Source organism: Amycolatopsis melonis (genome assembly GCF_040064235.1).
GTDB classification, from domain to species: domain Bacteria; phylum Actinomycetota; class Actinomycetes; order Mycobacteriales; family Pseudonocardiaceae; genus Amycolatopsis; species Amycolatopsis melonis.
Genome location: NZ_JBDZYD010000011.1, coordinates 299,663 through 315,963, shown reverse-complemented (window position 1 = coordinate 315,963; position 16,301 = coordinate 299,663). Strand labels below are relative to the sequence as shown.

General features: G+C 71.5%; 18 protein-coding genes. 17 read left to right on the top strand and 1 reads right to left on the bottom strand.

All coding sequences use genetic code 11. The features are described 5' to 3' along the window. Window positions 1-75: 75 nt before the first annotated feature. The 9 genes from ABJI51_RS29315 (at window position 76) to ABJI51_RS29275 (ending at window position 7,868) form a co-directional block, all read left to right on the top strand. On the top strand, window positions 76-1,608 hold the full coding sequence (locus tag ABJI51_RS29315) for a bifunctional uroporphyrinogen-III C-methyltransferase/uroporphyrinogen-III synthase (RefSeq protein WP_348954257.1): 1,533 nt from the start codon (window positions 76-78) through the stop codon (window positions 1,606-1,608). A gap of 163 nt (window positions 1,609-1,771) precedes the next feature. After that, entirely contained in the window at window positions 1,772-2,743 is a 972-nt protein-coding gene (gene hemB, locus ABJI51_RS29310; RefSeq protein WP_348954256.1) for a porphobilinogen synthase, read from the top strand. A gap of 17 nt (window positions 2,744-2,760) precedes the next feature. Then, the gene (locus ABJI51_RS29305; protein WP_348954255.1) at window positions 2,761-3,306 is read left to right on the top strand and encodes a hypothetical protein; all 546 of its coding nucleotides are present in this window, start codon (window positions 2,761-2,763) and stop codon (window positions 3,304-3,306) included. After that, complete coding sequence (locus ABJI51_RS29300; protein ID WP_348954254.1) at window positions 3,303-3,743, top strand: hypothetical protein; 441 nt, start codon at window positions 3,303-3,305, stop codon at window positions 3,741-3,743. Before ABJI51_RS29305 ends, ABJI51_RS29300 begins: the two co-directional genes overlap by 4 nt. Before the next feature lie 71 nt (window positions 3,744-3,814). Next, window positions 3,815-4,153, top strand: a complete 339-nt coding sequence (locus ABJI51_RS29295) for a hypothetical protein (protein ID WP_348954253.1) — start codon at window positions 3,815-3,817, stop codon at window positions 4,151-4,153. 62 nt (window positions 4,154-4,215) lie between these two features. Then, window positions 4,216-5,448 carry an efflux RND transporter periplasmic adaptor subunit gene (locus ABJI51_RS29290; protein ID WP_348954252.1) on the top strand — a complete coding sequence of 411 codons (1,233 nt, stop codon included), beginning with the start codon at window positions 4,216-4,218 and terminating at the stop codon, window positions 5,446-5,448. Continuing rightward, window positions 5,445-6,149, top strand: a complete 705-nt coding sequence (locus tag ABJI51_RS29285; protein ID WP_348954251.1) for an ABC transporter ATP-binding protein — start codon at window positions 5,445-5,447, stop codon at window positions 6,147-6,149. The genes ABJI51_RS29290 and ABJI51_RS29285 overlap by 4 nt, the downstream gene beginning before the upstream one ends. Continuing rightward, the gene (locus ABJI51_RS29280; RefSeq protein WP_348954250.1) at window positions 6,146-7,348 is read left to right on the top strand and encodes an ABC transporter permease; all 1,203 of its coding nucleotides are present in this window, start codon (window positions 6,146-6,148) and stop codon (window positions 7,346-7,348) included. The genes ABJI51_RS29285 and ABJI51_RS29280 overlap by 4 nt, the downstream gene beginning before the upstream one ends. Window positions 7,349-7,358: 10 nt before the next feature. Continuing rightward, window positions 7,359-7,868, top strand: a complete 510-nt coding sequence (locus ABJI51_RS29275) for a hypothetical protein (protein WP_348954249.1) — start codon at window positions 7,359-7,361, stop codon at window positions 7,866-7,868. Here ABJI51_RS29275 and ABJI51_RS29270 read toward each other — a convergent pair. Next, complete coding sequence (locus ABJI51_RS29270) at window positions 7,865-8,341, bottom strand: TspO/MBR family protein (RefSeq protein ID WP_348954248.1); 477 nt, start codon at window positions 8,339-8,341, stop codon at window positions 7,865-7,867. The genes ABJI51_RS29275 and ABJI51_RS29270 overlap by 4 nt on opposite strands. A 152-nt stretch (window positions 8,342-8,493) precedes the next feature. Between ABJI51_RS29270 and hemL the strand changes: the two genes are divergently transcribed. From hemL to ABJI51_RS29230, 8 genes are all read left to right on the top strand, one after another. Continuing rightward, on the top strand, window positions 8,494-9,795 hold the full coding sequence (gene hemL, locus ABJI51_RS29265; protein ID WP_348954247.1) for a glutamate-1-semialdehyde 2,1-aminomutase: 1,302 nt from the start codon (window positions 8,494-8,496) through the stop codon (window positions 9,793-9,795). Continuing rightward, complete coding sequence (locus ABJI51_RS29260) at window positions 9,792-10,418, top strand: histidine phosphatase family protein (RefSeq protein WP_348954246.1); 627 nt, start codon at window positions 9,792-9,794, stop codon at window positions 10,416-10,418. The genes hemL and ABJI51_RS29260 overlap by 4 nt, the downstream gene beginning before the upstream one ends. Further along, complete coding sequence (locus ABJI51_RS29255) at window positions 10,415-10,978, top strand: TlpA family protein disulfide reductase (RefSeq protein ID WP_348954245.1); 564 nt, start codon at window positions 10,415-10,417, stop codon at window positions 10,976-10,978. The genes ABJI51_RS29260 and ABJI51_RS29255 overlap by 4 nt, the downstream gene beginning before the upstream one ends. 84 nt (window positions 10,979-11,062) lie before the next feature. Next, entirely contained in the window at window positions 11,063-11,407 is a 345-nt protein-coding gene (locus ABJI51_RS29250) for a hypothetical protein (protein WP_348954244.1), read from the top strand. Between the two features lie 99 nt (window positions 11,408-11,506). Continuing rightward, on the top strand, window positions 11,507-12,280 hold the full coding sequence (locus tag ABJI51_RS29245) for a cytochrome c biogenesis CcdA family protein (RefSeq protein WP_348954243.1): 774 nt from the start codon (window positions 11,507-11,509) through the stop codon (window positions 12,278-12,280). Next, the gene (gene resB, locus ABJI51_RS29240) at window positions 12,277-13,872 is read left to right on the top strand and encodes a cytochrome c biogenesis protein ResB (protein ID WP_348954242.1); all 1,596 of its coding nucleotides are present in this window, start codon (window positions 12,277-12,279) and stop codon (window positions 13,870-13,872) included. The genes ABJI51_RS29245 and resB overlap by 4 nt, the downstream gene beginning before the upstream one ends. Before the next feature lie 3 nt (window positions 13,873-13,875). Then, window positions 13,876-14,844 (top strand): c-type cytochrome biogenesis protein CcsB, encoded by a 969-nt coding sequence (gene ccsB / locus ABJI51_RS29235; protein WP_348954241.1) that lies wholly within the window; start codon window positions 13,876-13,878, stop codon window positions 14,842-14,844. Window positions 14,845-14,921: 77 nt separating this feature from the next. Continuing rightward, window positions 14,922-16,238, top strand: a complete 1,317-nt coding sequence (locus tag ABJI51_RS29230) for a nucleotide-binding protein (RefSeq protein WP_348954240.1) — start codon at window positions 14,922-14,924, stop codon at window positions 16,236-16,238. The last annotated feature ends 63 nt before the right edge of the window (window positions 16,239-16,301 follow it).

Genomic DNA, 16,301 nt, shown 5'->3' with positions numbered 1-16,301 from the left:
GCGTCACGACTTCGAACGTAGGAGACCTGTGGCCGGGCGATCGCGCACGGCCGCCGCAAGAGGAGAAACGCACAGATGACCCCCGCGCGAAAGACCACCGGGCGCGTAGCCTTCGTGGGCTCCGGGCCCGGCGACGCCGGCCTGCTCACCGTCCGCGCCCAGGAACTGCTGACCAAGGCCGAGGTCGTGGTGACCGACCCCGACGTGCCGCAGGCCGTGCTGGCCATGGCCGCCGAGGGCGCCGAGGTCCGGCCCGCCGTCGGCGAGGCCGCCGAGGTCGCCAAGGACCTCACCACCGAGGCCAAGGCCGGCCGCCTGGTGCTGCGCCTGGTCGCGGGCGACCCGCTGACCACCCCGGCCGTCGTGGCCGAGGTCCAGGCGGTCGCGCGCACGAGCGCCGTGTTCGACGTCATCCCGGGCGTGTCCCCGGGCGCGGCCGTCCCGGCGTACGCGGGTGTCGCGCTCGGCGGCACGCACACCGAGGTCGACGTCCGCGGCGACGTCGACTGGGCGGCACTGGCCGCCGCGCCCGGCCCGCTGGTGCTGCACGCGACGTCGGCGCACCTCGCCGAGGCCGCCTCGGCGCTGACCGGCCACGGCGTCCCGGCGTCGACCCCGGTCGCGGTCACCGCGAACGGCACGATCAACACCCAGCGCACGCTGGACACCACCCTGGAGAAGGTCGCCAACGACGCGGGCGAGCTGGTCGGGCCGCTGATCGTCACGATCGGCCAGGCCGCCGGGCAGCGCTCGAAGCTGTCGTGGTGGGAGTCGCGCGCGCTGTACGGCTGGAAGGTCCTGGTGCCGCGCACCAAGGAGCAGGCGGGCGAGATGGCCGAGCGCCTGCGCGGCCACGGCGCGACGTCGCACGAGGTGCCGACCATCTCGGTCGAGCCGCCCCGCAGCCCGGCGCAGATGGAGCGCTCGGTCAAGGGCCTGGTCGACGGCCGCTACCAGTGGATCGTCTTCACCTCCACCAACGCCGTGCGCGCGGTGTGGGAGAAGTTCGAGGAGTTCGGGCTCGACGCCCGCGCGTTCTCCGGCGTGAAGATCGCCTGTGTGGGTGAGTCGACCGCGGCGAAGGTCCGCTCGTTCGGCATCATCCCGGAGCTGGTCCCGACCGGCGAGCAGTCGTCCGAGGGCCTGCTGGCCGAGTTCCCGCCGTACGACGACGTCCTCGACCCGGTCGACCGCGTGCTGCTGCCGCGGGCGGACATCGCCACCGAGACGCTGTCGGCAGGCCTGCGCGAGCGCGGCTGGGAGATCGACGACGTGACGGCCTACCGGACCGTCCGGGCGGCCCCGCCGCCCGCCGAGACCCGCGAGATGATCAAGACCGGCGGCTTCGACGCGGTCTGCTTCACCTCGTCCTCGACCGTGCGGAACCTGGTCGGCATCGCCGGCAAGCCGCACACCCGCACGCTGGTCGCGTGCATCGGCCCGAAGACCGCGGAGACCGCGGTCGAGTTCGGGCTCCGGGTCGACGTCCAGCCGGAGAAGGCGGATGTCCCGCACCTGGTGGACGCGCTCGCCGAGCACGCCGCCCGGCTGCGTGCCGAGGGTGCGCTGCCGCCGCCGCGCAAGGCGAAGCGAGCCCGCCGCTCCTGAGTTCCGACGTGATGAACGACTCGTTCATGTCGCCTGACGACATGAACGAGTCGTTCATGGCATTCGGCCCCGCGAGTCGCCGGCCGTGCGTTCGGCGATCGGGGAGGACCGCTCGGCACCCTTGCGGAACTCCGGCGAAAGCCGCGGGAGTAACTTGGTAAGGGTGTTCCCCGAGCATCGTCCCCGCAGGCTTCGCACCACCCCGGCCATGCGCAGGCTGGTGGGCGAAACGACGCTGCGGCCACGCCAGCTGATCCTCCCGATGTTCGTCGCCGAAGGGCTCGACCAGCCCCGGCCGATCGCGAGCATGCCGGGCGTCGTCCAGCACACCCGTGACACGCTGCGGAAGGCCGCCGTCGACGCGGTCAACGCCGGGGTCGGCGGGCTCATGCTGTTCGGCATCCCGCAGACGCGGGACGCCGAAGGGTCCGGGGCCGTCGACGAGAACGGCATCCTCAACGTCGCCCTGCGCGACCTGCGGCAGGAGCTGGGCGACGCCACCGTGCTGATGGCCGACACCTGCCTCGACGAGTTCACCGACCACGGCCACTGCGGCGTCCTCGACGCCGACGGCGCGGTCGACAACGACGCCACGCTGCGCATCTACGCCCAGATGGCGATCGCGCAGGTCGAAGCCGGGGCGCACGTGCTCGGGCCGTCCGGGATGATGGACGGCCAGATCGGCGTCATCCGCCGGGCGCTCGACGAGGTCGGGCACAAGGACGCGGCGATCCTCGCGTACTCCGCGAAGTACGCCAGCGCCTTCTACGGCCCCTTCCGCGAAGCCGTCGACTCGCAGCTCAAGGGCGACCGCAAGACCTACCAGCAGGACCCGGGCAACGGCCGCGAGGCGCTGCGCGAGATCGAGCTGGACCTCGCCGAGGGCGCGGACATGGTCATGGTCAAGCCCGCGCTGGCCTACCTGGACGTCATCAAGGCGGCGGCGGACATCTCCCCGGTGCCGGTGGCGGCCTACAACATCTCGGGCGAGTACGCGATGGTCGAGGCCGCCGCGGCGAACGGCTGGCTGGACCGCGAGCGGACCGTCCTGGAGGTGCTGACGTCGATCCGCCGGGCAGGCGCCGACATGATCCTCACGTACTGGGCCGCCGAAGCCGCCGCCTGGCTGGACTGACGGGCTAGAGTCCACGCGTGGCCGACAAAGACACCACCGAGGACCTCGACGGGCTGACCGACGACGAACGCCGCAAGCGCGGCCGCTCGCCGGATCCGGTGCTGCCGGGGCAGCAGGCGCCGAAGGCGAACCCGCCGCGGCCGGTCGCCGTGTCGTTCTGGCTGTGGCTGGGCGGCGGCGTGCTGCTCATCCTCAGCTACGTCCAGCTGCTGAGCAGCAAGTCGGCGATCATCGACCAGATCGTCAAGGCGACCCACGACCCGAAGATCACGCCGGAAGCGATCGCCGACGGCGTCACGAACGTGCTGTGGTACCTGCTCGGCGGGTCGGTCGTGTTCACGCTGCTGTTCCTGCTGTTCGCGTACAAGGCCCGCGAGGGCACGCGCTCGGCGCGGACGGTGCTGACGATCCTGCCGATCGTGATGGTGCTGCTGATCTTCACCGTCGCGCCGATCCTGAACTACCTGACGCTGGCGTCGATCCTGGTGTTCGTCATCGCGGTGGTGCTGCTGTACCTGCCGTCGGTGACCGGATACTTCCCGAAGGCCGGCCCCAAGCAGTGAGGCTGTACGCCGAGCCGGGCGTGAGCTGGGGCGCTATCCTGTGGGGCCCGGCGTTCGCCCTGCTCGGGGCGCTGGCAGAGCTGGTCACGGGCGGCCCGGTGCACGTCGTGGGCTGGCTGATGGTCGGGTTCGGGCTGTGCGTCATCACGGTGCCGTGGGTGTACGCGCGGCGCCGGTTCCTGTCGCTGGAAGTGACGACGAAGCAGCTGCGGCAGGGCCGCGAGAAGGTGCCCGCGGAGCAGGTCGCGTCCGTGACGGACGTGGGCGCGCCGGTCGGAGCGCGCGTGCTGGGTGGCGGCTGGGCGGTGCCGCGGAAGTACGACTCGCTGCCGGTGCAGCTCACGGACGGGACTGTGGTGCTCGCGTGGGCGAAAGACGTGGAGGCCCTGCGGGACGCGCTGGACCGCCTGGTGCGAGGGACGCCGGGGAAGGCCTGAGGCCGCCGAATCCGGACCGGCGGCGGGGCTCGTCCGGGCGGTTCTCCGGGAAGCATGAGAAAATCCCTTCCGTGATCGACCTTCCGCAGCCCACCGGGGCCGAGCTCTGGCCGCCGGAAGAACCCGGGCCGCCCGCGCGGCTGCACAAGCCGTGGCGGCTGGGGGTCTCCGTTGTGGAGGTCGTCCTCGCCGTGCTGGCCGGGTGGGGGGCCTATGCCCTGTGGCACGGGGCCGTCGCCACCGTCGTCACCCGGACCGACGACGGCGCCGTCCTCGAGTCGCACCGGTACTTCGGGGGACAGCTCGCCGCCGCCATCGGGCTTGGCACCGTGGCCGCGCTGCTGCTCGTCGACGCAGTGCGTCAGCTGCTGCTCGCCGTCCGTGCGCGGCACCGCTCGCCGAAGGCCTGATACACAGCTGCCACACAGGCTGCGGACAGCCCATTGCCAAGCAACCGCACCAAGGTTGCCGCATGACGCGCGTGCGTGCCTCGAAGGCGTGGGTGATCAACGGTGCTCTGGTCGTGCTGCTTGCCGGAGCGGGTTTCGGCATCTACCAGGCGTTCAGTCCCGAGCCGAACACCGCGCAGGCGCAGACGCGCAGCACTCCCGTGCGCCGGGCGACGGTCACCGAGACCGTCTCCGCCGCCGGCACCCTCGCCAGCAGCTACACCGGCGTCGCGAACTTCGCGACCGCCGGCAAGTTCACCTCGATCGACGTGAAGGTCGGGGACGTCGTCAGCGCCGGGCAGAAGCTCGCCACCATCGACAGCACTCAGGCGGCGAAGCAGCTTCAGGTAGCCAAGGCGAACCTGGCCGTCGCGCAGGATGCCCTGGACGCCGCCGAGACCGCCGAAACCACCCCGGCCACGGGACAGAACAGCGCCCAGAACAGCGTCACCTCCGCGCAGGCGAAGCTGGACCAGGCCCAGCTGGACGTCCAGACCGCGCAGCAGGCCCTCGACAACACCACCCTCTACGCGCCGGGCGCCGGAACGGTCACCGCGATCAACGGCACCGTCGGGCAGCAGTCCTCGACCGGCTCGGCGAACAGCGGCGGCCAGTCGTCCGGCAACGGCCAGGGCTCGTCGAACAACTCCGCCGCGGCCACGACGACCAGCGGTTCCAGTGGCTTCATCACCATCACCAACCTGACCGGCCTGGTCGTCGACACCTCGGTCGCCGAAATCGACGTCAGCAAGGTCAAGGCGGGCCAGAAGGCCACCGTGACGCTCAACGCGCTGCCGGACAAGCCGATCCAGGCGACCGTGTCCAGCGTCAACCTCACCCCGACCACCAGCGGCAACGTCGTCTCCTACGGCGCGCAGCTGGCGCTGGCCAGCCCGCCGGACGGGCTGCGGCCCGGGCAGTCGGCCAGCGTCGTGATCACCGTCGCCGAAGCGGAGAACGCGCTCAGCGTGCCCGCCGCCGCGGTGCAGTCCGTCGGCAGCACCAACGTCGTCACCGTGCAGGAGAACGGCCGGAACGTCACCCGCCAGGTGCAGGTCGGCCTCCGCGGCGAGTCGACCGTCCAGATCACCTCCGGGCTGACCGAGGGCGAGAACGTCGTGCTCACCGCGACCACCCAGTCCGGCACCTCCGGCGGCACCGGACGCACCGGCGGCACGGGCGGGTTCACCGGCGGGTTCCCCGGCGGCGGCCAGCGCGGCACGGGCGCCGGCGGCGGCTTCGGCGGCCGCGGATGAACCCGGTCATCGCGGTCTCCGGGCTGCGCAAGACGTACGGCACCGGCGAGACGGCGGTGCACGCGCTGCGTGGCGTCGACCTCACCGTGTGGCCCGGCGAGTACGTCGCGATCATGGGCGCCTCGGGCTCGGGGAAGTCGACGCTGCTGAACATGCTCGGCTGCCTGGACGTCCCGACGGCGGGCCGGTACCTGCTGGACGGGTTCGGCGTCGGCAACCTCAACGAGCGGCAGCTGGCGTTGCTGCGCAACCGGAAGATCGGCTTCGTCTTCCAGTCGTTCAACCTCGTTCCGCGGACCTCCGCATTGTCCAATGTGGAACTTCCGCTGGTCTACAGTGGACTCCGCAGGGCGGAACGGCGGCGCCGGGCGCTCGCGGCGCTGGACATGGTGGGCCTGTCCGACCGGGCCAAGCACCTGCCGAGCGAGCTGTCCGGCGGGCAGATCCAGCGGGTCGCCGTCGCGCGGGCACTGGTCACCGGCCCGGCGATGCTGCTGGCCGACGAGCCGACCGGCAACCTCGACCGGCGCAGCACCGAAGACGTCCTCGGCGTCTTCGACCGGCTGAACCGGCTCGGCCGCACCATCGTCGTCATCACGCACGAGGACGAGGTCGCCGCGCACGCGCACCGCGTCGTCCGCGTCGACGACGGGCGCATCGTGTCCGACGAGGTCACGCGCGCGGTGGGAGCGGTCTCGTGAACCTCCTCGAAATCCTGCGCTTCGCGGTGCGCGGCCTGACCGCGAACAAGCTGCGCTCGGCGCTGACCACGCTCGGCATCACCATCGGCGTCGCGGCGGTCATCCTGCTCGTCGCGGTCGGCAACGGCGCCTCGGCGGCCATCGCGGCCAGCATCCAGGGCCTGGGCACCAACGTCGTCAGCGTCTCCCCGGTCCGCGGCGGCGGGCAGGGTGCGTCGGCGCGGCCGCTGACCGTCCAGGACGCGCACGCACTCGTCGACCCCGTCGGCGCCCCCGACGTCAAGGCCGCCTCGCCCGTGGTGAACACGACGGCGACCGCGACGTACGGGCAGACGTCGTACGACATCCCCAGCGTCGCCGGCACCGAACCGGCCTACTTCACGACCACCAACCGCGAGATCGCCGACGGGCAGCTGTTCACCGGCGAGGACGTCACCACCGCGCGCAAGGTCGTGGTGCTCGGCCCGACGACGGCGCAGGCGCTGTTCGGCACCGCCGAACCGGTCGGGAAGAACGTGCTGCTCGACAGCATCCAGTTCACCGTGATCGGGGTGCTGCAGGCCAAGGGCAGCACCGGGCTGCAGAACGCCGACGACGTCGCCATCGCGCCGATCTCGGCGGTGCAGAACTCCCTGTCCGGCTACGGCACCCTCAGCCAGATCGCCGTCCAGGCCACCAGCGCCGATTCGGTGTCGCTGGCCCAGTCGGAGATCACCGCGATCCTCAACGCCCGCCACGGCATCCGCCTCGGCGGCACGCCGGACTACCAGGTCCAGAACTCCGAGCAGCTGCTGGCGACCCGGACGTCGGCGACCGAGACGTTCACCGTGCTGCTGGCTGCGGTCGCGGCGATCTCGCTGCTCGTCGGCGGCATCGGCGTCACCAACATCATGCTGGTGACGGTGACCGAGCGGATCCGCGAAATCGGCATCCGCAAGGCCATCGGCGCCCCGCGCTCGGCCATCCTCGGCCAGTTCCTCGCCGAAGCCACCATGCTCAGCCTGTTCGGCGGGCTGCTCGGCGTCGCGATCGGGCTGCTCGGCAGCCGGTTCACCATCTCCGGGATCAAGCCGGTCGTGGTGCCCTCGTCGATCCTGCTCGCCTTCGCGGTGTCCGCCCTGATCGGGCTGTTCTTCGGCAGCTTCCCGGCGAACCGGGCCGCCAAGCTGCGGCCGATCGACGCACTGCGGCACGAATAGGAGCCCCTTGATGTCTTCGACCCCTTCGGACGCGGAGCAGGTCATCGCCGGCCCGGCGGTCGACGGCGACCTGAACGCCGAAATGCGCCGCGCCGCCCGGCCGTACTCCCGCACCACGCTGGTGCTGGCCGGGCTCGTCGTCCTCGCGATCGCGTTCGGCGGCGGCGCCTGGACGCATGCGGCGTTCGGCTCGTCGCCCGCCACGTCCCCGCGCTCCGCGGGCAGCGGCCAGGGCGGCCAGGGCGGGCAGCAGGCGGGCGCCGGGCAGCAGGGCGGCGGCTTCCGCGGCGGGCGCGGCACCACCGGCACGGTCGACCGCGTCGAGGGCAGCACGGTCTACGTGAAGACCGCGCAGGGCACCGAGGTCAAGGTGTCCACATCGGACTCGACAACGGTCGGCGTCACCCAGCCGGGCAAGGTGACGGACCTGAAGCCGGGTGCGACGGTCGTCGTCCAGGGCCAGGCGGGCGAGGACGGGACGGTCGCCGCGCAGGCCATCACCCAGCAGGCGGCGCGCTAGTTGAGCACGACGACCGCGCCGTTGAGGGCGGTCGCGTAGAACAGCCAGGCGAGGTAGGGCAGCAGCAGGGCGGCCGCGGGCTTCGAGCGGCGGGCGAACAGCACGATCGTGACGACCACGACGACGTCGAGCGCCACGATGTCGATCAGCGCCAGCCCCGGTGCGCCGCTCTCGAAGAACAACGGTGTCCAGAGCAGGTTGAACAGCAGGCCGATGCCGTACGCGGCGAACCCGCGCGTCTCGCCGTCCGTGCGCCAGTACAGCCAGCCGGAGACCGCGATGGTGACGTACAGCACCGTCCACACCGGACCGAACAGGGACGCGGGCGGCGCCCAAGGCGGCTGGTCGAGCCGCGCGTAGACCTCGCGTGCCGACGCCGCGGCCAGGCCGCCGACCACGGCCACCACCGCGACGACCCCCAGGAACCCGGCCAGCATCAGCCACGGGTTGCGGTGGTGGACGCGTTCGGTCACCGGCTGTTTCCCTTCCGGGCGGCTGCCTGCCATCCTATGCGGTTTTGCGAGACTGAACCTTATTCTGGCTAGGACGGCGCTACGGACCGTGACTGGGCCGCCTGAGGCGACCTGTTGCGCCGGCCGACGGCTGAATAAGGTTCACTGAAGGAGTGAGCACTGGAACCGAGCAGTCCAAGGCATGGTTCGAACGCGCGAAGGCGGCCGTCCCGGGCGGGGTGAACTCGCCGGTCCGGGCCTTCAACTCGGTGGGCGGCACGCCCCGGTTCATGGTCCGCGGCGAGGGCCCGCACCTGTGGGACGCCGACGGCAACCGCTACGTCGACCTGGTGTCGTCCTGGGGCCCGATGATCCTGGGCCACGCGCACCCGGCGGTGGTCGAGGCGGCGCGCGCGGCGGCGACGTCCGGGCTGTCGTTCGGCACCCCGACGATCGGCGAGGTCGAGCTGGCCGAGGAGATCATCGGCCGGGTCGGGCCCGTCGAGCAGGTCCGGCTGGTCAACTCGGGCACCGAGGCCACGATGAGCGCGATCCGGCTGGCCAGGGGCTTCACCGGCCGGTCGAAGATCGTGAAGTTCGCCGGGTGTTACCACGGTCACGTCGACGCGCTGCTCGCCCAGGCAGGCTCCGGCGTCGCCACGCTCGGCCTGCCGACGTCGCCGGGGGTCACCGGCGCGCAGGCCGCGGACACGCTGGTGCTGCCCTACAACGACCTCGACGCCGTCCGGAAGTCCTTTGTGGACAACCCGGGTGAGATCGCCGCGGTGATCACCGAGGCCGCGGCGGGCAACATGGGCGCGGTCGCGCCGGACCCCGGCTTCAACGCGGCCCTGCGCGAGCTGGCCCACGAGCACGGCGCGCTGCTGATCATGGACGAGGTGATGACCGGCTTCCGGGTCTCGCGCGCGGGCTGGTTCGGCCTCGAAGGCGTGGCAGGCGACCTGTACACCTTCGGCAAGGTGATGTCCGGCGGGCTGCCGGCGGCGGCCTTCGGCGGCCGCGCCGACGTGATGGCCAAGCTCGCCCCGGGCGGGCCGGTCTACCAGGCCGGGACGCTGTCCGGGAACCCCGTCGCGGTGGCCGCGGGCCTCGCGACGCTGCGCGCGGCCGACGACGCCGTGTACGCGGCTCTCGACGCCAACGCGAAGCGCCTCGGCGACCTCTTCCACGCCGCGCTGAGCGAAGCCGGGGTTGCGCACAACGTCCAGTACGCGGGCAACCTCGTGAGCGTGTTCTTCGGTGAGAAGCCCGTACGCGACTACGCCGGCGCGCAGGCGTCCGAGACGTGGCGGTTCCCGCCGTTCTTCCACGCGTTGCTCGACGGAGGCGTGTACGCGCCCCCGAGCGCGTACGAGGCCTGGTTCGTCAACGCGGCCATGGACGACGAAGCGTTCTCCGTGATCGAAGCGGCTCTGCCCGCGGCGGCGCGCGCGGCGGCCGGAGCCGTCCAGTGACCACCGTCGTCCACCTGCTTCGCCACGGCGAAGTGCACAACCCCGACAAGATCCTCTACGGCCGGCTGCCCGGCTACAAGCTCTCCGAGCGCGGGCAGCGTCAGGCGCTCACGGTCGCCGAGGCCGTCGCGGGCCACGACCTCGTGCACGTCGTCGCGTCGCCGCTGCAGCGGGCGCAGGAGACGGCGGCGCCGATCGCCGCGGCGCACCGCCTGGACATCGCGACCGACGAGGGCCTGATCGAGGCGGCCAACCAGTTCGAGGGCCTGCACGTGGCTGTCGGCGACGGCGCGCTGCGCGAGCCGAAGCACTGGCCGAAGCTGGTCAACCCGTTCAAGCCGTCGTGGGGCGAGCCGTACCTCGAGATCGCGCACCGGATGCTCGGCGCGGTCCACCGGGCACGCGAAGCGGCCGAGGGGCACGAGGCGCTCTGCGTGTCGCACCAGCTGCCGATCTGGACGCTCCGGCGGTTCCTCGAGGGCAAGCGCCTCTGGCACGACCCGCGGCGCCGCCAGTGCTCACTGGCGTCGCTGACCAGCCTGGTCTTCGACGGCGACGAGCTGCGCGAGATCGTCTACAGCGAGCCCGCCGGCACCACCGACCCGAAGGTGACCGGGGCATGAAACGGCTGGTGCTCGGGGTCGTGGCGGTGCTGGCGCTGGCGGGCTGCAGCACCGGCAAGGACGCGGTCGTGCAGGGGAGCAGCTTCAGCTTCGTCTCCCCGGGCGGCAAGGTCGACATCACCTACGACCTCGCCGAGCGCCAGACGGCCCCGGTCCTCGCGGGCGAGGACCTGATGAACGACGGCAAGCAGCTGTCGCTGGCCGACTACGCGGGCAAGGTCGTCGTGCTCAACCTGTGGGGCCAGTGGTGCGGGCCGTGCCGCACGGAGGTGCCCGAGATGGAGGCGCTGGCCAAGCAGGGCGTGCAGGTGGTCGGCATCGACGTCCGCGACCCGGCCCGCGAGGTCGCCCAGGACTTCGTCCGCGACCGGCAGCTGACGTACCCGTCGATCTACGACCCGGACGGCCGGGTGCTGCTCAAGCTGAAGGGCTACCCGCGCAACATCATCCCGTCGACGATCGTGCTGGACAAGCAGCACCGCGTCGCGGCGGTGTTCCTGCGGCAGGTGCTGGCCCAGGACGTCCTGCCGGTCACCCAGCGGCTGAACGCGGAAGGCTGACCGCGATCGGGGGAAACTCCCGCACCATCGCCGTGGTTCGGTTATGGTCCACATGATCGTTTTGTCCGGACCAGGGGGTTTCCCATGCTCAGGAAGATGGCGCTGGCCGCGGTGATCGCGTGCGCCGCGACCACGGTGGTGTCGGTACCGGCTTCGGCCGCCGTCGAGGGCTTCACGCTGCAGAAGGAAGTGAGCGGCCACGGCCGCACGCTGCGCATGTGGAAGAACAACAGCAACGGCCTGGTCCACGGCAACCTGTCCGGTGCATGGGCGGGCGACCGGCTGTCGATCGGCAGCTGCTGCTACCCGTACACGACGTACGAGACGGTGACCAGCAACGGGACCCCGGAGCTGAACACCCAGGAGTACCGCGACTACGGCCCCAACCTGAACGCGGCGCTGAACGGCGGCGGCGAACTCCACCTCTGACCCGGGCCGGCGGGACCAAGGTCCTGATCTGCTGTGACTCAGGTCCTGTGAAGCGGCCCCGGCGTTCTCACCAGGACCTCACTGCCTACCCTCAACGGGGTGAACTCCGTTACCGAGCTGGCGATCTCCGGACCGCTGCTGCTCGCCGCGGGCGTCGCGCTGCTGGCCGGGACCGTCTCCTTCGCCTCGCCGTGCGTGGTGCCGCTGGTGCCGGGGTACCTCGCGTACCTCGCCGCGCTGGTCGGTGCGGACGCTCCCGCGGTCAGCGCCGACGAAGAGCGCAAGCGGGGCCGGTGGGCCGTCCTCGGTGCCGCTCTGCTGTTCGTGCTCGGGTTCACCGTCGTCTTCGTCGGCACGCTGGGCACCCTCGTCTGGCTCACCAACACGCTCGTGCTCAACCAGAGCTGGCTGCAGCGCGTCGGCGGGGTCCTCACCATCGCGATGGCGCTCGTCTTCCTCGGCTGGATCCCCGGCCTGCAGCGCGAGTTCCGCTCGCACCACGTCCCGCGCGGCGGCATCTGGGGCGCCCCGCTGCTCGGGGCGATCTTCGGCCTCGGCTGGACGCCGTGCATCGGCCCCACCCTGTCGGCGGTCATGACGCTGGCCAGCGCGACGGGCGGCGCCGAGGCCCGCGGCTACCTGCTGATCGCCGTCTACTGCCTCGGCCTCGGGGTGCCGTTCCTGCTCATCGCGCTCGGCGCCCGCTGGGCCGTGCGCGCCACCGACTGGGTGCGGCGGCACGGCCGCCAGGTGCAGATCTTCGGCGGCGTGCTGCTGATGGCCGTCGGTGTCCTGCTGGTCACCGGCGTCTGGGGAGAGCTGATGGGCTGGCTCCGCAACGAATTCGCCCTCGACCTGAGGCTTCCCCTGTGACGACCACCGAAGCGCCCCCCAAAGCGCCGCAAGGCCCGACGCCCGCGAAGCGCACCTTCGCCTTCCTGCGCAACACCTGGCGCGGCCTGACGTCGATGCGCACCGCGCTCGTCCTGCTGTTCCTGCTCGCACTGGCCGCTCTGCCGGGCGCGCTCCTGCCGCAGCGGAAGCTCAACGCCCCCAAGGTCGACGAGTACATCGCCGCACACGGCTGGTGGGGCACCCTGCTCGACAAGCTCGAGTTCTACGACGTCTACTCCAGCGTCTGGTTCTCGGCGATCTACCTGCTGCTGATGGTCTCGCTCGTGGGCTGCCTGACCCCGCGCAGCTTCGAGTACGTCAAGGCGATGCGCGCCCAGCCGGTGCTCACCCCGCGCAACCTGGCCCGGATGCCGCACCACCGGATCGGCCGCGGCGAGAACGACGTCGCCACCGAGATCGCCGCCGCGCACAAGCAGCTGTCCGGCTGGCGCCGCGTCGAGCGGGAAGAAGCAGGCGGGGTCCGGACGATCTCCGCCGAACGCGGGTTCCTCCGCGAGACCGGCAACCTCGTCTTCCACTTCAGCATGCTCGGCCTGATCGTCTTCTTCGCGCTCGGCAAGCTCTTCGGCTACGAGGGCCAGGTCATCGTGCAGGCCGACGGCAGCACCTTCTGCAACTCCGGCATCTACAACTACGACTCGTTCAACGCGGGCCTGCGCGTCGACGGCACCGACCTGAACCCCTTCTGCGTCAAGGTGAACGACTTCACCGCGCGCTTCACCGAGTCCGGCCAGCCCGACTACTACCACTCGAACATCGAGTACCAGTCCGGCCAGGACCTCGAGACGGGCACCTGGCACCCGTACGGCCTGGAGGTCAACTCGCCGCTGCGCACCGCAGGCGACCGCGTCTACCTGCTCGGCCACGGCTACTCGCCGAAGTTCACCGTCACCTTCCCGGACGGCACCCAGCGCACCCAGAACACCCAGTGGCGCACGGTCGACCCCGCCACGATGCTCGCCGAAGGCGCGACGAAGTTCGACCAGCCCGGCATCACCGACGAGGTGCAGCGGCGGACCCGGCAGCTGGCCGTCACCGGCCTGTTCGCGCCGACGTCATTCATGCACGGCAACGTCCTGACGTCGTCGGCGCCGGAGCTGAAGGACCCCGCCGTCGCCGTCGACATCCTGCGCGGCGACCTCGGCCTGGACGCCGGGCGCGGCCAGTCCGTCTTCCAGGTCGACCAGTCGCTCGTCGACGACGGCAGGCTGAAGAAGGTCGCCCGCGAGAACCTGAAGGTCGGCCAGGAGATCAAGCTCGACGACGGCACGAAGATCCGCTTCGACGGCGTCGGCCAGTGGGTCTCGCTCCAGGTGTCCCACGACCCGACGCAGGGCTTCGTGCTCGGCTTCGCCATCGCGATGTTCCTCGGGCTGGGCGCGTCGCTGCTGGTCAAGCGCCGCCGGCTGTGGGTGCGGGTGAAGCCGGGAACCGAGGACGAGCCGGGTACCGTGATCGAGGTCGCCGGGCTGGCCCGCACCGACCAGGCCGGGTACGGCGAGGAGTTCCACCGGGTCAGTGACCGCCTGATCAGTGGGCAGAAGGGCTGAGGCATGCCGATCAACGAGACGCTGTCGACCTACAGCGACTGGCTCTACACGACCGCCGCGGCGATCTACGTCGTCGCGTTGATGATGACGCTGGTCGAGCAGGGCTTCGGCGCGAAGGGCCGGCTCGCCGCCGAGCGGGCCAAGCTGCGGGCGCGGGAACTCGTCGGCGCCGGCGGGCCGCCGGTCGAAGAGGCCCCGGCCGCGCCCCGCGAGGTCGGCAAGCCCGAGCGGATCGGCCGGATGGGCGCGGCGCTGCTCGTCCTCGGCGCGCTGCTGCAGCTGTCGGCGATCGTGCTGCGCGGCCTGGCCGTGCACCGCGCGCCGTGGGGCAACATGTACGAGTACGGCATGGCGGTCACCTTCATCACGGTGGCCACCTGGCTGGTCGTGATGCGGAAGTTCCCGGTCCGGCACCTCACCGGCTTCCTGCTGCTGCCCGTCGTGATCCTGATGTTCATCAACGGGACGCTGCTGTACACGACCGCGGCCCCGGTGCAGCCCGCGCTGCAGTCGTACTGGCTGGTCATCCACGTCTCGGCGGCCATCATCGGCTCCGGCGTCTTCCTGGTGCCGGGCGTGGCGAGCGTGCTCTACCTGTTCCGCGCCGCGTACGACAAGGACAGCACGAAGTTCGCGCGGTTCGCCCCGAAGCTGCCCGCGGCCGACGTCCTCGACCGGATCGCCTACCGGACGACCATCTTCGCCTTCCCGGTGTTCACCTTCGGCGTGCTCTGCGGCGCGGTCTGGGCCGAGTCGGCGTGGGGCCGGTTCTGGGGCTGGGACCCGAAGGAGACCGTCGCGTTCATCGCGTGGGTCGTCTACGCCGCCTACCTGCACTCGCGGGCGACCGCGGGCTGGCGGGGCGCGCGGGCCGCGGCCATCAACATCGTCGGGTTCGCGGCGATCATCTTCAACCTGTTCTTCGTGAACCTCGTCACGGCGGGCTTGCACTCCTACGCCGGGGTGGGCTGAGCATCCCGCGGGCGCGCCGACTACCGTCGACACCGGGGGACTGAGGTGTCAGGCGGAGCGCGCGGAGGTTTTCACCGGTGACCGGACCCAGCGAAGAATCGGCTCCAGGCCACCCCGAGCAGCCAGGACAGCGGCTGTTTTCCGAGGACCGGACGGACTCGCACCCGCACCCGGAGACGTCCGGGGCGTACGACGTGCAGCCCACGCAGGCCGTCCCGCCGCCGCCGAACCCGGCGGTGTCGGGCCCGCACCAGGTGCCGAACCCGGCCGTGTCGGGTCCCCACCAGGTGCCGAACCCGGCCGTCTCCGGGCCGCACCAGGTGCCCTACGGCTACGACCAGAACCTGCCGCCGCTGCAGCCGCAGTACGACCCGGCGCAGCAGTACGCCCAGGCCCAGTACCCGCAGCAGCCGTCCGGCCTGCCCCAGCCACAGGGCGGGCGGCACGCGGCGCAGCCGGGCGGCCACGAGCTGGCGACCGCGCACCTGGTCAAGCAGGTCAAGCGGCCCCCGCAGTCCGGCTGGCGCAAGGCGCTCTACCTCGGCAGCGGCAAGCTGATCAACCCGGGGGAGAGCCCGGCCGACACCCAGCGCCGCGACCTCATCGCGCGCGTCAACCAGCCGCTGCGCGGGTGCTACAAGATCGCGATGCTGTCGCTGAAGGGCGGCGTCGGCAAGACGACGGTGACGACGACGCTGGGCTCGACGTTCGCGTCCCTGCGCGGCGACCGCGTGGTCGCCGTGGACGCCAACCCCGACCGCGGCACGCTGTCCCAGAAGATCCCGCTGGAGACCACGGCGACGGTCCGGCACCTGCTGCGTGATGCAGCCCGCATCACGCGCTACAGCGACGTCCGGTCGTACACGTCCCAGGGCTCCAGCCGGCTGGAGATCCTGGCCAGCGAACAGGACCCGGCCGTGTCGGAGGCCTTCTCCGAGGACGACTACCGGCGCACGGTCACGCTGCTGGAGCACTTCTACAACATCGTGCTCACCGACTGCGGGACCGGCCTGATGCACTCGGCGATGAAGGGCGTCCTGGACGTCGCGGACGCGCTGGTCGTCGTCTCGTCCGGCTCGGTCGACGGCGCCCGCAGCGCCTCGGCGACCCTGGACTGGCTCGAAGCCCACGGCTACGGCGAGCTGGTGAAACGCTCGGTCGCGGTGATCAACTCGGTGCGTCCGAAGGGCGGCTCGGTCGACCTCGACAAGCTGTCGGCGCACTTCGGCGCGAAGGTCCGCGCGGTGTGCAAGATCCCGTTCGACCCGCACCTGGAGGAAGGCGCGGAGATCGAGCTGGACCGCCTGACCGGCGACACCCGCCTGGCCCTCCTGGAGCTGGCGGCCACGGTCGCCGACGGCTTCGCCACCCCGCTCTCGCAGGGCTACCGCTGAGCCGTCACCGGCGTGATCAGAGCCGGAACTCGCGTGATTGAAGCCGGAACTCGCGAGTTCCGG

What these genes read in the sequence shown, in the direction of transcription:
- ABJI51_RS29315 (WP_348954257.1), top strand. Translation starts at nt 76, where the DNA reads ATGACCCCCGCGCGAAAGACCACCGGGCGCGTAGCCTTCGTGGGCTCC.
- ABJI51_RS29290 (WP_348954252.1), top strand. Translation starts at nt 4,216, where the DNA reads ATGACGCGCGTGCGTGCCTCGAAGGCGTGGGTGATCAACGGTGCTCTG.
- ABJI51_RS29285 (WP_348954251.1), top strand. Translation starts at nt 5,445, where the DNA reads ATGAACCCGGTCATCGCGGTCTCCGGGCTGCGCAAGACGTACGGCACC.
- ABJI51_RS29275 (WP_348954249.1), top strand. Translation starts at nt 7,359, where the DNA reads ATGTCTTCGACCCCTTCGGACGCGGAGCAGGTCATCGCCGGCCCGGCG.
- ABJI51_RS29255 (WP_348954245.1), top strand. Translation starts at nt 10,415, where the DNA reads ATGAAACGGCTGGTGCTCGGGGTCGTGGCGGTGCTGGCGCTGGCGGGC.
- ABJI51_RS29250 (WP_348954244.1), top strand. Translation starts at nt 11,063, where the DNA reads ATGCTCAGGAAGATGGCGCTGGCCGCGGTGATCGCGTGCGCCGCGACC.
- ccsB (WP_348954241.1), top strand. Translation starts at nt 13,876, where the DNA reads ATGCCGATCAACGAGACGCTGTCGACCTACAGCGACTGGCTCTACACG.